At 45.3% G+C, this 16,128-nt stretch carries 11 protein-coding genes; 2 read left to right on the forward strand and 9 right to left on the reverse strand.

Annotation, left to right across the window (positions count from 1 at the left end):
* Positions 1-91 precede the first annotated feature (91 nt).
* A complete protein-coding gene (locus tag WBS51_RS02680; RefSeq protein ID WP_173747190.1) occupies positions 92-1,975 on the reverse strand; it encodes a polysaccharide biosynthesis protein in 1,884 nt (627 codons plus the stop codon).
* 342 nt (positions 1,976-2,317) lie between these two features.
* On the opposite strand from WBS51_RS02680, the gene WBS51_RS02685 reads away from it, so the two are divergent.
* Positions 2,318-4,171 carry a superantigen-like protein SSL4 gene (locus tag WBS51_RS02685; protein ID WP_173747189.1) on the forward strand — a complete coding sequence of 618 codons (1,854 nt, stop codon included), beginning with the start codon at positions 2,318-2,320 and terminating at the stop codon, positions 4,169-4,171.
* Between the two features lie 62 nt (positions 4,172-4,233).
* Here the strand turns inward: WBS51_RS02685 and WBS51_RS02690 are convergent, their stop codons facing one another.
* The 3 genes from WBS51_RS02690 to WBS51_RS02700 all read right to left on the reverse strand — a co-directional run bounded on the left by WBS51_RS02690 (position 4,234) and on the right by WBS51_RS02700 (position 8,753).
* Positions 4,234-5,352, reverse strand: coding sequence for a DUF362 domain-containing protein (locus WBS51_RS02690; RefSeq protein WP_173747188.1), 1,119 nt, complete (start codon positions 5,350-5,352; stop codon positions 4,234-4,236).
* Between the two features lie 18 nt (positions 5,353-5,370).
* Entirely contained in the window at positions 5,371-6,414 is a 1,044-nt protein-coding gene (locus WBS51_RS02695; RefSeq protein WP_173747187.1) for a ribonucleotide-diphosphate reductase subunit beta, read from the reverse strand.
* A gap of 74 nt (positions 6,415-6,488) precedes the next feature.
* Positions 6,489-8,753, reverse strand: a complete 2,265-nt coding sequence (locus tag WBS51_RS02700; protein WP_173747186.1) for a ribonucleoside-diphosphate reductase subunit alpha — start codon at positions 8,751-8,753, stop codon at positions 6,489-6,491.
* A 198-nt stretch (positions 8,754-8,951) separates the two neighbouring features.
* Here WBS51_RS02700 and WBS51_RS02705 point away from each other — a divergent pair, with 198 nt between their 5' ends.
* Positions 8,952-10,274 carry a uracil-xanthine permease family protein gene (locus WBS51_RS02705; RefSeq protein ID WP_294459116.1) on the forward strand — a complete coding sequence of 441 codons (1,323 nt, stop codon included), beginning with the start codon at positions 8,952-8,954 and terminating at the stop codon, positions 10,272-10,274.
* Positions 10,275-10,334: 60 nt separating this feature from the next.
* Here WBS51_RS02705 and WBS51_RS02710 read toward each other — a convergent pair whose 3' ends face one another.
* The 5 genes from WBS51_RS02710 to WBS51_RS02730 form a co-directional block, all read right to left on the reverse strand.
* Complete coding sequence (locus WBS51_RS02710; RefSeq protein WP_294459119.1) at positions 10,335-12,698, reverse strand: N-acetylglucosaminidase; 2,364 nt, start codon at positions 12,696-12,698, stop codon at positions 10,335-10,337.
* Positions 12,699-12,868: 170 nt separating this feature from the next.
* Positions 12,869-13,735, reverse strand: coding sequence for a DUF368 domain-containing protein (locus WBS51_RS02715; RefSeq protein ID WP_302702697.1), 867 nt, complete (start codon positions 13,733-13,735; stop codon positions 12,869-12,871).
* 17 nt (positions 13,736-13,752) lie between these two features.
* Positions 13,753-14,376 (reverse strand): DUF47 domain-containing protein, encoded by a 624-nt coding sequence (locus WBS51_RS02720; protein ID WP_294459123.1) that lies wholly within the window; start codon positions 14,374-14,376, stop codon positions 13,753-13,755.
* Positions 14,377-14,390: 14 nt separating this feature from the next.
* Complete coding sequence (locus WBS51_RS02725) at positions 14,391-15,446, reverse strand: inorganic phosphate transporter (RefSeq protein WP_291682027.1); 1,056 nt, start codon at positions 15,444-15,446, stop codon at positions 14,391-14,393.
* Positions 15,447-15,464: 18 nt separating this feature from the next.
* Positions 15,465-16,127 (reverse strand): potassium channel family protein, encoded by a 663-nt coding sequence (locus tag WBS51_RS02730; protein WP_294459126.1) that lies wholly within the window; start codon positions 16,125-16,127, stop codon positions 15,465-15,467.
* Position 16,128 lies beyond the last annotated feature (1 nt).

Consider the following 16,128-nt stretch of genomic DNA (forward strand, 5'->3'; position numbering starts at 1 on the left):
ATTCTCCAAATCTTCTTAGTTCTATTTCTTATTATATCTGTTTTTCTTATAAAAGCAAGTTATTGAACTATTACGTTTATAATTTATCTACTTACGCTTTCATATGATAAGTCGGAACCATCTCCGCCACTTTCTCTTTAATCTGTACATCGTCCTGATAGCACGCTTCTTTTAAATCTGCCAGCTGCTGGAAAAATTCATCCTCGTTCATTTCAATGGGCTTCCCAATATGAATCAGTTTGTTGGCAGTTTCTTTCATGCCTTCCTCTGCCATCAAAAGTTCTTCATACAATTTTTCTCCCGGACGAAGTCCCGTATATTCAATCTTAATGTCTATATCCGGAGTGTAGCCGGACAGACGGATCAGATTTCTGGCCATATCATCAATTTTCACCGGTTTTCCCATTTCCAGGACAAAAATTTCTCCTCCTCTGGCATAGGCTCCTGCCTGAAGCACCAAAGATACAGCCTCCGGAATCGTCATAAAATATCGAATAATATTTTTGTCTGTAACCGTTACAGGGCCGCCCTCTGCAATCTGCTTTTTAAACAAAGGAATCACACTTCCATTACTTCCCAGTACATTTCCAAAGCGCACCGCAACAAACTCTGTATCCGATATTTTATTAAAGCTCTGAACAATCATTTCACATAGTCGTTTAGATGCCCCCATAATATTCGTGGGATTTACTGCCTTATCTGTAGAAATCAGCACAAAACGTTTGACTCCGTTGTCACTGGCTGCTTTGGCGGTTTTATATGTCCCAAACACATTGTTCTTAATTGCCTCATTCGGACTGTCTTCCATCAGTGGGACATGCTTATGAGCTGCCGCATGGTACACAATATCCGGATGATATGTCTCAAAAATACTGTTTATCCGATGGGTATTCCGCACAGAACCAATCAACGTTTCCAGATTCAATTCTGGATAATGGCGCTGCAATTCCTGCTGGATTTCATAAGCATTATTCTCATAAATATCAAAGACAATCAACTGCTTTGGCTGATATGCCGCAATCTGACGGCACAATTCACTTCCGATAGAACCTCCGCCGCCGGTTACCATGACTACCTTATCTTTCACATATCCCATGATTTCATCCAGATTGACCTGTATGGGCTCTCTCCCAAGTAAATCTGTGATTTCTACATCTCTTAATTTACTGACATTTACCTCACCATCAATCAGCTGATACATTCCCGGCAAAGTTTTCAATTCACAGCCAGACATTTGACAGATTTCCAGGATTTCTTTTTTCTCTTCTAATGGGGCAGAAGGAATGGCCAGAATAATACTTTTAATTTTGTATTCTTCTACATTTTTCAAGATGGTAGAGCGGTCTCCCACAATAGGAATACCATTTATATAACGCCCTGCTTTGTTGCGGTCATCATCAATCACACAACATATTTTCATTGACAAAAACTTACTGTCCATAATTTCTTTTATAATAGCTCTACCTGCTTCTCCGGCTCCAACCACCATAACCCGCTTCCATTTATTCCATCCACTGAACTTCTGCTCTTTAACCTCTTTTAAATGGCGCAAAAAGCGATAAGAAAACCGCAAGGCAGATACCATAGCCGTCTGCAATAAAATCTGAAAAAAGAAATAGCTTCTCGGCATAGAATACTGCAGCATATACATGCTTGCAATCTGCACTAAAAAGGCAATTCCATTTGCAATCAAAATATATCCTACTTCATGAACACCTACAAATTTCCAAAGACTGTGATACATACGACAAAAATAAAAAATAATCAAATTCAATGCAATACCTATTGGCAAATAATGATACAAATTTGACAGATACGGTACTTCAATTCCTGCATAAGAAAAATCAAATCGTGCCATGAGAGCAAGCAGTGATGATGCAATTATAATTCCAATATCAAATAATGCCAACAGCAAGGCTCTTCTTACCCATTGTAAATCCAGTAAATGCTCTTGCTTTTTATCCTGTCTTTCCATTTTTTTGTCCTTCTTCCATACTTATACTCAAATCTTCCATTATACAAAGATACCCTCTGCTGAATGAAGAGGCAACAAAATGCGGACAGCAGTCTACTCATTCCAACAAGAAGGTTCTAACGTAGACAGTATACATCATTCTAAGGGTATTTACAATTATTATAAGTCACAAAATCCTGAATAAACTTTTAATTTTCCTTTAAAGCCCTTTTAATTTTCTAACATTTTTCTTTTTTATCTATTATTTACAGCCAATATCTGTTATAATAAAAATACCTATAAACAACTATTTTCCGCCGCTCCTCCCTATAACAGCGGCATCACGGAAAGAGGTGAATCTATATGATGAAAAAACTGAGCAAACTGTTGGTTTTCCTGTTGACTCTGGTCTTAATCGGAAGTTCCCCCGGTATTTCTCCCATACAGGCAGCCGCAGAAAATGCAGCCAACGAAACCCAAAAAGAAAAGGAACTGGAAACCGTATCCAAAACTGCAGATACGATTGTTCTGAAAGCAGGGAAAAACTACGAATACGCAAGAAAAGTCACCGATGACAAGCAAAACGCCTCCTGGAAATGGGCTGAGAAGAAACAATATGACGCACAAAAAGAAACCGTTTCTTTTACCGGATTGAAGGCAGATACAGAGTATACGTTTACCCGCCGCACAGTCGGCGATACAGACGAAAAGTATCTGAAATCCACCATTATCCGAACAGAAAAGGTTCCTGACAACAAAAATGACACCAACACGGACACTTCCACCGACACTTCAAACATCGGTACTGACACACTGCCTCCGGGCGACGCCAAGGACAACGACTCCAACATAACACCTACATTCGACACACAGAACAACGACTCCCAGACAACTCCTACAGACGACTCGTCAAACAAAGACTCATACGATACCCCCTCCGATAACGCACAGAACAACAGCACGCAAACCACAGACTCCATAACTACACCTCCGAAGGAAGCACCGCCATCTACGGATGAGCCGGACCCGGAAACACCTCCCGAAAGCCCAAGAGAAGCCCCGGCCATACCGGCTCTCCAATCCTGTACCGACACCACTGTACTTCTAACCACACAGCCCAATCAGGAGTACGCACTGGTACAGCAGGAAGATTCCGCAAACTGGAAATGGCAGTCCTCCGGTTCTTTTGAAAACCTGACTCCCGGAACTTCTTACGAATTTGTAACGCGCTTCTGTAAATCCGAAACGCAGGAGGCCAGCCCGGCCAGCGAAAAGCTGAAAGTCACCACAAAGTTTTCCGCAGCCAAAGCTCCGCAAAGTCCCCAGGCTGCAGAAAAAGGAGAAACATTCCTGGTTCTGCAAAAGCAGGAAAACGTTCTGTATGGTATTTCCGAAGACGGCAAAAACTGGACCTGGACAGAAAACCCGCGGTTTGGAAACTTAAAATCCGGAACCGCCTACCAATTTGCAGCCAGACAGAAGTTCAATGCCGATACGGATATGGAAAGCGAAATCAGCGGCAGTTCTGTTTTAAAAACTTACGTTGCTTTCAACGGATACATAGATGGAATTACAGCCGGAGCGACTTACGACAGAGGCACGAACCTGACCGCCACAGCTGTGGGCACCGGTATGGACAATCCCAATCCTTCCGCCGGCGATTCCCGCTGGATTCCCCGGAACTGGAACTGGGACGGAAAGACCAACCGCACCTGGTCCGACGCCCCTTATTCGGTAACCTTCGTTCTGAACAAAGCAGGCAATTACGAACTTACCGTTGGCTTTGACCTGGAAGAGTATACGGAAAATGGCTGGAAAGCAGTGGGACAGTCCAAATCTTCTGCAATAGAATTTAAAGCTGTAGTTCCGGTTTATACCATTACTTCCTCTGCGGATAAGAACGGACGCATTTCACCGGAAGGCAGCATTGAAATTCAGGAGGGAGAAAACGCAGAATTTACGTTTCTCCCCAACAAAAACTACCGTGTGGCAAAGGTTCTGGTAGATGGAAAATCCGTTTCTGTGAAAAACAACAAATATACCATGAAAAACGTGAAAGCAGACCATACCATCACCGTTTCCTTTGAGCGGACAGACAAAGCAGCCGCACCCAAAACAGCAGATAATACCCACGCAGGACTTTACATGGCGCTCTTTGCAGCTTCCTGTGGTATTCTTCTCCTTCTGGCCGTTATCTACACCAAACGGCAAAAGTAGCAAAATAACAGATAAGGCTGCCCTATGAAAGATTCATGCCTTTCATGGGACAGCCCTGTTCTCTATTTCTCTGGTTTCTCTTCTTCTAAAGCCGTGATATACGATTTTAAAAATTCATAAATCTCCCCTTCCGTAGGCGGACACCCTTTCAGGGAATGTTGAAAATCCTTTGTGCAAAGTCCGATTCCCAGTTCTCCTGTCTGTCCCCGGTACCCCTGTCCAATGCAGATTTTTTCTTTTAACTGCCCCAGAATCCCCTCTTCTTTCAGCTTTTGCAGGGCCGGCAGCAGATAGCCGTAGCAGGCACTGCAGGATTCCACTTCTTCCACAGCATCGGCCAGTTCCACGACTTTTCGCTCTTTGGGATAATACGCTCCCCGCAAAGGCCGGTTTAACTCCCGAAATTCTGCCAGCCGCCAGTCGGAAAGCCCTACTCCCAGTTCTTCTGCCATGGTGATATAGGGAACTTCTTCCACCTCATATCCCATAAGATGACAGACATAGGCATCGCACAAAACCGGGTCGGCCGCCGCCATAATCCGGTTCAGCACCACCGGATTGCCGCCGTCTTCAAAATCCCAGTCCCCACAGATGTTGTCCACCACCACAAAATCCTGACGGATTCCCGCATTCAGATGGGCAATGGGCTTGTGCAGACCCAGAGCATGAAAGCGGCGTTTTTCTGCGTTGGGAAGCAGGCCCTTCATATTTTTCAGAGCACAGGTGATTTTCGTCTGGCAATGGCCTTTCATCACCGGTACGTTGATGAGAAAATCCAGTTTCAGCGCTTCTTCACAGATTTTTAACTCCATTCCCTGGCAATCGCAAGTCTGCCAGTTATCTTTCTGCAAATCCAAAAATTCCACCCGGTACTTTTCCACTAAATCATCATAACCGCAAAGCGCGGCAGCCTCCGGGGTCTTATCTCCCACCCAGGAGCCCTCTAGCATCACCAGATTCTGAAATCCCCTTTCCTGCAGGTATTCTATTATTCCCGCCACAATTTCCGGGTGTGTCGTAGCCCCCCAGGAGGGCTCCGATGGAGACACCAGATTGGGTTTGATGCCAATGCGGCATTCTTTGTCGGGAATCTGTTCCTGCAAATTTGCTTCCTGTAAAAGCTGTTTTGTCATTTCTTTATATTCGGTTCCGTAAATCGCCAGAATTTCCTGTTCTCTCATAATTCTCCTTACTCTCCTTTATAAATCATCAAGCAGCGCCGTGCTCTTGGCATAAGCCGTGCTTTTTGCCTCGAAGAAATCGGTTTTCACCATATTGGCATTGGAATAGCGGCTGACCCACTTCATGCTCTCCGGCTCTTCTTCATATCCGGGGTACAAAATTTCCAGACCGATTCCGGTCATACGCAGATTTCCCAGATATTTTATATAGGAAGTAAGCATTTCCTCAGACAGACCGGGAATGTCCTCGCCAATGACGTAACGCCCCCACTGCATTTCCTGCCGGACGCCTTCTTTCATCATTTCTCTCAGCATCTGTACGTTTTCCTCTGTAAAAAGCTGCGGCTCTTCTTTCTTTAATTCCAAAATCATATTCCGAAACAGCCATAAATGGGTATTCTCGTCCCGGTTGATGTAACGGATTTCCTGGGCGCAGCCAGGCATTTTTCCATTGCGGCTGAGATTGTAAAAAAACAGAAAACCACTGTAAAAATAGACGCCCTCCAGAATATAATTGGCCATCATCACCTTTAAAAGTGTCTGGGCATCCTGCTTTTCCTGAAATTCATTATACAAGTTTCCGATAAAGGTATTTCTCTCTAAAAGATGGGCATCGGATTTCCACTGATACAAAATTTCATTTCGCTTTTCCGGGCTGCAAATAGTGTCCAGCATGTAACTGTAGCTCTGGCTGTGGACACATTCCTGAAAAGCCTGTATGGACAGGCATAAATTAATTTCATTAGCTGTCACATATTCACTGATACAGGGCAGGTTGGCGGACTGTATGGAATCCAGAAACACCAGGAAACTGAGAATCTTGTCATAAGCCTGCCGCTCTTTTTTGGAAAGTCCCGGATAATCTTTTTTGTCCTGGGAAAGGTTGATTTCCTCCGGTATCCAGAAATTGTTCATGGCCTGCCGGTACCAGTCGCTGACCCAGGTATAACGCATTTGCGTAAAATCATTGAGGTTGGTAGTATTTCCCCCTATCATACGTCTGAGACGCACTTCGGTATCCCCCTGAGGATTAAACAATGGTTTTTTCGTTAATTTTATCATATTTTTCTCCGCTTATTTCATTATAGTATAAACATTCTTTTCTCTCAATGCTTTTTCTGCTTTAAGACGCAGCCCTAAGAAGCGCAGCTTTCGCACTCCTCCACTTCCAGCGATTTACTCCGTACATAGTAAATGGTTTTCACGCCCAGTTCCCATGCGCTCAGATACAGGTCAAACAACTGCCGCAGGGTATACTGGTTGGTGATATAGAGATTCATACTCTGAGCCTGGTCTATATGCCTTTGGCGCACTGCACAGGCCCGGACACTGAAACGCTGGTCCGTCTGATGGGCGCTCTGATAGTAATAATAGGTGTCTACGGACAATTCCGGCGCCACTCTTGGCAGCATACTTCCCTTTTTTTCTTCCATAAAAAATTTCTTCATCACCGGGTCTACGCCTGCTGTGGTGCCAGCCAGAATACTGGTGCTGCTGGTAGGCGCCGCTGCCAGCAGATACCCATTCCGAATCCCGCAAAAGGCAACTTTTTCCGCCAGTTGTTTCCAGAATCGGGACGAGTACCCTCTTTTTGCAAAATAGGCCCCGGTTTGCCAGTCACTGCCGGAAAAATATGGGTATGCCCCTTTCTCTTCTGCCAGACGGGCACTGGCCTTTATGGCAAAATAATTGATTCTTTCAAAAATTTCATCTGCAAAGTGCAGATGCTCTTCACTTTCCCAGAGAATTCTCCGCTTTGCCAGCATGTGATGATAACCGCTGACGCCCAGCCCGATTCCCCGGTAATTCTGATTGGTAATCTGTGCATAGGGCAGAGGATAAAAATTCAAATCAATGACGTTGTCCAAGGCTCGCACCGCTGTTTCCACCAGATCCTCCATATACGCATCATCTTCCACCGGAATCTTACCAAGGGAGAGGCTGGCCAGATTGCACACCACAAAATCCCCCGGCTTTGCAGTTGTCACCACCACAGTTTCTCCTTCCTTCGTCTGAATTTCTCTGGAAACAGAAGAAACAGGAGACAGATTCTGAGCAATTTCCGTGCACAGGTTGGAACAGTAGATTACCCCTTTATGACTGTTAGGATTGGCCCGATTTACGGTATCTCTGTTAAACGCAAAAGGAGTTCCCGTCTCTGCCGCAGATTTTAATATCAAACGGATAATGTCTTTCAGTACCACAGTTCTTTTACAAATCCGCTCATCCTGCACACATTCTTCATACCTCTGTTCCCACTCTTCCCCGTAAAAATCCTCCAGATGCCAGCCTTTGGCCTGAAAAATTTCGTGCGGACACATCAGACACCAGTCCTGGCTCATGTCTTCTTTTGCCTTTTTCCAGAATAAATCCGGATAGCAGACCGCCGGAAAAATATCGTGGGCTTTCATTCTCTCGTCTCCGTTGTTGGTTCGTATCTGAAGAAATTCCGGCAAATCCCGGTGCCAGGCGTCCAGATACACAGCCGCAGCTCCCTGGCGCATGCCAAGCTGGTCCACGGCTACAGCAGTGTCATTAACCAGACGCAGCCAGCGAATCACGCCACCTGCCGCCCCCTGAAAGCCCCGGATACTGCTGCCGCTGGCTCTCACTTTCCCGAAATACAGCCCCATGCCTCCGCCAAACTTGCTGACCTGGGCAAAATTGTCCAGGCTTCTGTAAATGCCTTCCAGACTGTCGGGAACGGTATCGATAAAGCAGCTGGAAAGCTGGTGATAAGGCTTTCTGGCATTGGACAGAGTCGGAGTTGCCATAGTAACTTCCTGCAAACTCAGCATATCGTAAAATTTCCGCACCCATTCCATGCGCCCCGGCCCTTTTTCGGTTTCCCTCTTTTCCTTCATGGCCAGGTGAAGGGCAATGCCCAGATACATTTCCTGGGGCGTTTCCAGAGCAATATGTTCCCCGGTACGAATCACATAGCGTTTCAGCAGAAGTTCCAGACCGGAGAAATTGAAAATCTTGTCCCGTTCCGGCCGCAGCATGGATTCTGCCTGTCTGAGTTCCTCTTTGGAATAATGTTCCAGAATATAAGCGCCATACAGCCCTTGTTTGGTGAGATATTGTATCTTTTCGTAAAAGTTGTGAATCTTTCTGCTTTTCATTTCTATTTTCAGTTCTTCCTGAAACTGGAAATTCAAAAGTCTTGCCCCTATAAATTCCCACTTCGGCGCAATCTCCTCCGTCAGCTCCACAGCGCTTCGGATAAGAAGCTCCAGTTTTTCTTTCTCACTCTTATGTTCTCTGCCAAGATGCTCAAAACGCTCTGTCAGTTTTTCTAATGCGTATTCTTTTTGAGGAAATTCCCGCTCTATCTCCCGCAGTATGCGCTGAAAATTTTCCCCATAGGGAAGTACTGCTTTTTTATTTTTATTATTCATGTTTTCATTCTCCCTTATATACTACATATAGTATTTTCCCCATCATATCATACTTTATATATTAATACTAGAGTTTTTTAGTTAAGTATTTTCACAAAAAAAGAAGCCTTGCGTCCGCATTTTTTTCTTTACGATGGGATAAAAATTGTGTAAAGTAAAGGGGAAAAACAATGTTTTATACCATCAGGAGGATTTTTCATGTCACAGACAAGAGCATCTATTTTTGAATCTGACGGCATCCCCGCATTTTCCAAAACCCTGCCGCTGGCCTTACAGCATGTGGTGGCAATGATTGTGGGCTGTGTCACTCCGGCTATTCTGATTTCTGACGTTGCCGGATTAAATGAACGGGACAGAGTCATTCTCGTACAGGCCGCTTTATTTGTATCTGCTATCAGTACCCTGCTGCAGCTTTTTCCTGTTTTTAATGGAAAGAAGTTTCAGCTGGGTTCCAGACTTCCCGTTATTATGGGTATCAGCTTTGCCTATGTGCCCAGTATGCAGGCGATCGCCGAATCTTATGATGTGGGAACGATTTTGGGCGCTCAGGTTATCGGCGGTATTGTTGCCATTCTTGTAGGCTTTACTATCCGCAAAATCCGTGTGCTGTTTCCGCCTATTGTTACAGGAACCGTAGTTTTTACGATTGGCTTGTCCCTGTATCCTACCGCTGTAAAATACATGGCCGGCGGCGCCTCCAGTCCGGAATACGGTTCCTGGAAAAACTGGCTGGTGGCTTTCTTTACTCTGGCTGTTGTGGTAGGATTGAACCATTTTGCAAAAGGCACTCTGAAACTGGCTTCCATTCTCATCGGTATCATCGCCGGTTATGCGGCGGCTGCCTGTTTCGGACTGGTGGATTTTTCCGATGTTTCTTCCGCTGGTTTTTTCCAGCTTCCGAAGCCTCTGCACTTTGGTCTTCACTTTGAGCCTTCTGCCTGCGTGGCTATCGGCATTCTGTTTGGTATTAATTCCATACAGGCCATCGGTGATTTTTCTGCCACCACGGTAGGCAGTATGAACCGGGAACCAAAGACAAAGGAACTCCAGGGCGGTATTTTAATGTACGGTATCAGCAACATTGCCGGCGCGCTCTTTGGCGGACTTCCAACAGCCACCTTCAGTCAGAATGTGGGCATTGTCACAACGACAAAGGTCATCAACCGCTGTGTGCTTGGTCTGGCCGCTGTTATCCTTATGGTTGCAGGATTTGTGCCCAAGTTTTCAGCCCTTCTGACTACCATTCCCCAGTGTGTTCTGGGCGGTGCAACGATTTCTGTCTTTGCTTCCATTGCCATGACCGGAATCAAGCTGATTATGCGTCAGGAAATGAATTTCCGAAATTCTTCTATTGTAGGTCTTTCCGTAGCTCTGGGTATGGGTATCACACAGGTATCGGATTCTCTGGCTTCCTTTCCTGCATGGGTAACCACTATTTTCGGAAAATCTCCGGTAGTTGTAGCCACTCTGGCAGCCATACTTTTAAACATCATTCTTCCCAAAGAAGAACCTGCATCTTAAAAACTTTTCTGAAAAGGGGCACCGCAATTTCTGCGCATGCCCCTTTTGTATATCTGTATCCTATTTTCTGTCTTTTATGTGTCCTTTTCTATAGCCCATACCTGCGGCCAGGAATCCCGATATGCTAAGAATCGTTATCCAAAGCGGTCCCTTAGAAGCATCTCCGGTCTTAACACTGGTATTTTTTTGCTTATCCGAAGTCTCCCCGGATTTTGTGCCTGCCGCTTTCTGTCCGTTTACCTGCTGACCTGCAATATACTCTTCTTCTTTGGTATCTGTTTCTGCAGCCTCTGGGGTCTGGTCTGTGGCAGAGGGATTGCTCTCACTCTGACTCGTTGTTTCCTGACCTGTGCTCTCCTGCTGTTGATTCTCCTGTTCCGGCTCTTTTACAAGAGTAACCATGGCATCCGACACTTTGTCGCTGCCTTCTCCCCAGGAAAGTCTCACAATCATTTTCTCGGCAGTTTCATCCTGTCCTAAGGTCAGCAGACCGCTGCTGTCAATCACCGTCTGCTGGCTTTTACTGCCCAGCACTTCCCATTTCAGTTCCGGCACGGTATCCGCCGTTTTTTTCATTTCCACGCCAAACTGCTGACTCTCTCCCGGTTTTAGCTCTGCCGTTCCCGGTGTCACAGCCAACGACAGGCTTTCCTCTTCCACAGCCTTTGCTGCAACTGTTATGGGCTGTACTGCCTCCTTTGTTACGCCCTGCCAGGTATATTGCACTGTCATTTCCGTATAAGAACTGTTCAGAGCCTCTTGCATCCAGGTAACTTCTCCTGTCACATCACTTTCTGTCCCATCGCTCCACTTCGCCAGGACCTGCATTCCTGCTCCATCAAAACTCTCGCCTTCTATATAGGAAACTTTAGACGGCGCTTTTGCGATTGCAATGGATTCCAACTGTTTTTCTGGGGGTATTGTTTCATCTGTATCCGGTGCCTGCTCCTGTGTGTTCTTCCCCCGGCTTACCACCGTGAGATAATCGCTTGACATATAGCCGTACATTCCCTCAAAGTCGTATTTTCCGCTGTCTTTTACCACCGTGCTTCGGCTGCTGTCCAGCACTGCGTCACTCTGAATCTCATAAAAGCCTTCCGAAGGTTCCTCATTCCTCACCAACACCACATAGTTTGCCGCTTTTCCGGTTTTATACAGCAGCGTGGACGACACATTCTGCTCTTTCCGCACATTGACCGAGATATGTGTATCCGGAATGATTTCCTTAGCTGCAAGGGTGTAGGCTCCTGCGTCCTTACTGCCCAGTGTGCTGTCCAAACGCCATGCAATGTTGGCGGCTTTTTCTCCCCAATAGGGGTCTGATGCATATTTCACATTCAGACCACTGGCCTTATTTCCCAGAAAACCACCCTGATACCGGTAATCCCCCGGATAAAGATATCCTCTGGACATCCAGCCATTGGCAAAGTCTTCAATACAGGCCTCCACACTGCTGTACTGATTTGCATTGGCGCCGGGGGCCGCATCTGTGGCATTGAGCCCAAACAGGTTATTCTTTTTCTGGCTGATACTGCTCTTTCCCCAATTACTCTCATTGGCGGCAATTCCCGTCATCAGAAGCGCATGGACACCATATGTATTCTGGTTTTTTACAAAAGTTTCCCCTGTATTTTTCATTTTTGAGTTTGCGTTTACAAGCTTGTCCAGTGCTCCGTTGATTTCTTCCCCGGTATAGCCTGACTGGCTGCGCATGGGCAGATATTGAAAATAATTATAATAAGGCTCCTGAGGATTCACCGACTGTGTGCGCTGATTTTGCCTATAATCTGCAGCCATGACTCCGTAATCTGTATAAAAATAATGTCCGTCATAACTGTAATATATGGTTCCGGGTGTAAGGTAAGAAGGCGCAGGACCGTTATTCAGGCTTGTAGCATAACCGGGAGTTGTCATGTCCTGTACAATATGATGCATCAGTTTCCCATCTTTTACCTCATAGCAGCTGACCGCTTTGGCCTGGGACAGATTGACCACCTGCACCTCTTCCGCCTTTACCCAGCCAACCACACCGGAAAGCATAAATTTGTATTTTCCATTGGCAGAGCCAAGATACACTGCATCTGCACCATATGCCCCATTGGTATAGCCCTGCTTTGCAGTCTCCTGCTCGATAAACTCTGTAATCGCATTGTTTTTCGTACGGAAATTCACCACCTGGGGCTCTCCGCTTCTGGATTTGTTGGGTCCTGACGGATTTTCAATGAGCTTTGCCGAACTGTCTGCGTCTTTTATATTTCCTTCTTCATCCATGGAAGTGATATGGTCTTCTCCGGAAGTATTTTCACTTTGTACCTGACTCTCAGACTGTGCTTCCGCTGCAAAAACCGGCTTGGAAAAATTCCATACACCTGAAAGTCCGAGGCAAAACGCCAGCCCGAAAGCCAGCAGTTTTCGCTTTCTCATTCGTTTCTCCTTTCTCTGTCTGAACGATTTTTTTGCCTCATTAAATGTAACATATTCTTAATACTTTCGCAAGAAATTATCGCTGCTCTGCTTTAAAAAAGCCAGCTTTGAATATTTAAAATTCAAAGCTGGCTTTTTCCTATCATATTCCCTTTCACAATCCGGACGTTTTATTGCAGCGCTTCCTCTTCTTTTTCTCCTCGATTTAATAAAAGCGAGCAGGCTGCTCCAATTCCCAGACAAAGAACATTTGTTATCATACTGCCCAGGGACGAGGCAAAACTTCCAAACGGTATAATCATAATGGTTGCCGCGATTACAACACCTACAATGGCATGAAATACATAAGAATAGTATTTTTTCAAAAGGGCGTCCATCAGTTTCGCAAAACACACAACCGTTACAAGGGCTCCAATCCCTCCGGGAAGGATGACACTCATATCCAGATGTCCCAAGCCTTCAATAAATGGTGTATACAGCCCCAAAGGCATCAGCAGCGTAGAAAAGCTCATTCCCGGAACAATCACGCTTAAGGCCAGGCATACACCGCAGAAACCATACCAGCCCACATTGGGCACAAGTTTCACGGACAAAATCTCCAAGGCCGCCAATACTGCAAAAATTACCACTGCAGAAATCATCAGGGCTATCCAGGAGCCTTTTGTTCTGCCTTCTTTTCCTGCCTCCTGCATGAGAGATGGCAGCATACCTGCAATCAGTCCTACAAAAAGGCACACCGATGGATTCGGATATTTCTCCAGGAAAAATGCCAATATATTGGCAACACCGAGAAAGCCGACTCCAATGCCCAGAATCACCGGAAACAATTTCCGGATATGCACCAGAAAGTATTTTCTGGGATTAGACAGCAATTCCATCACCGGCTTATAGATCCCAAAAATAACACACAAAACACCTCCTGAAATCCCCGGAAGGACGGAACCCAGACCAATCAGCATTCCCTGAAGCATTTGAATCAAAAACATGCGCGTTTTTCTGTTTCCTGTTTTCTGCTCTTTCATCACATTTTTTCTCATCACTCTCTTTTCAATGTTTAGGTGTTCTTCATTGCAACACTGCCCACAATATCAGCTACATGCTCGCAGGCATCCGCGCATTTCTCAAGATACGTATAAATCTCTCTCCACGCAATGATATTTCTTACATCCTGCTCTTCTACATGAAGTTTTCTCATACTGGACATAAATAATTCATCTTCTTTTTCCTCTAAGGTATTCAGGCGGATAATGCTCTTCTTTAATTCTTTAGAATGTTTGAAATTCTTAAATTCTTTCAAAAGATTCTGAAGCTCCTCACAGCATTCAATCACTACATCCAGCATAGCAAACACTTCCGGCCGCATTTCCTGTACATGATTGATGTAAACACGTATCAGTACTTCCTCTATCTTATCCGTAACATCATCAATATGGTGGCTGAGCGCAATAATATCCTCTCTCTCAATCGGTGTGATAAACGCCTTTGCCAGCTTATCTGTAATCTCGTGTCTCTGGGAATCGGCCTGACGCTCTATCTCATGGACTTCTTCCATTCTCTTAGAAATTTCTTCCGGCTGAAACTTAGTCAGTATCTCTTTTAATAAATACGCCTCTTTGTAGCTGTATTCTGCACATTTGATAAAATTATCAAAATAGTAATCATCCTGTTTTTTTGACATTTGTAGTCCTCCTCTTATCCAAATATATACATAAATATTTTTGCCATACAAAAACTAATCAGTCCGCAGCCCGGGAAAGTAAAAATCCAGGTCAGCATCATATCCTTTACAACTCCGAAATTAATGGCAGAAAGCCTTTTTACTGCTCCTACTCCCATAATGGCACTGGTCTTTGTGTGTGTCGTAGAAACCGGAACTCCCATCAGACTGGAATACAGCAGGCAGACAGCTCCTGCAATATCTGCGGAAAAGCCCTGATAACGCTCCAGCTTTACCATGTTCATGCCCACGGATTTAATAATCTTTTCACCGCCTACACTGGTTCCCACAGCCATAACAACACTGCATACAAGCATCAGCCATACCGGAATTTCCATACCGCTTACGGATGTATGTCCTCCCGAAAAGGCAATTCCCAAAAACAAAACACCGATAAACTTCTGTCCGTCCTGGGCTCCATGCATAAAGCTCATAGCCGCTGCTCCGGCAATCTGGGCGCCTCCAAAAAAGCGGTTTGTCTTCCGTCTGTCCATACTCTGGCACACAACTGTAATTATCTTGCACACAACCCATCCGGTTGCAAATCCCAGAATCAGACTCAGAACAAGACCGTACAAAACCTTTACCCATTCGTCGAAATTGATTCCGCCCACACCTTGCTGAATGGCAATGGCCGCTCCGGACAGGCCGGCAATGAGGCTGTGGCTTTCACTGGTTGGAATTCCGAAAAAGGAGGCCGCTGTACTGTAAATAACAATAGACAACAAGGCCGCGCACAAGGCAATCAAAGCCTCATCTGTATGTTCTCCGAAGTCTACCATGTTACTAATAGTGGACGCCACCGAACTGTTAATCTGTGTCATAACAAAAACACCAAGGAAATTAAACCCTGCACTCATCAGGATTGCGGCCCTCACCGGCATACATCTGGTTGCTACACAGGTAGCAATGGCATTGGGCGCGTCCGTCCAGCCATTTACGAAAATAACCCCCAATGTAAGAACCACTGTAATAAACAGCACCGGATTTCTCACAACCTCCTGCCAGAAATTTATAAATGTCAATTCCATGCTCTCTTCCTCCGGTCTTTAAATTTCATTTGCAAATGCAGTAATGTTGTCTGTTTTTCCGATTACCACAATAATATCATCCCGGCGCAGACGATAATCCGGAATTACTTCAATATTCGTCTCATCTCCGTTCTCAATGGCAATGATGTTCAGCCGGTATCTCTGACGAATTTCTGTCTCTTCTATGCTTTTTCCAATCAAACGCTCCGAAATAGGTATCTGGCGAATTTCCACCTGGTTGCACAGAGAAACATATTCAAAAAAGTTATTGGACAACAGCTTCTTCCCAAGCCGCAGCGCCATATCCCGCTCCGGATATACCACTTCCGCACCAAGTTTTTCAAGCACGGCTCCCTGTTCAGGGCTTAATGCTTTTGCAATGACCCTGGGCACTCCCATCTCTATGACGCTCATGGTTGTCAATACGCTGACATCCACCTGTTCGCCAATGCAAATAATAACAACATCGCAATTTTGTATTCCGATTTCCTTTAAAGTATCTGCACTCAGGTTGTCTGCTACAAAAGCACAGTCCGTATACTGCCGTATTTCTCTTATCTTCTTTTCATCTTTGTCTACTGCAATGACTTCATTTCCTGATTGTGCCAGCATAGTGGCCAGCGCTTCTCCAAAGCGTCCCAGCCCAATCACTCCGTATGCTGCGTCTAGCTTCTTTTTCATT

Source organism: Blautia acetica, from assembly GCF_038739805.1.
In the GTDB taxonomy this organism is placed as follows: Bacteria; Bacillota; Clostridia; order Lachnospirales; family Lachnospiraceae; genus Blautia.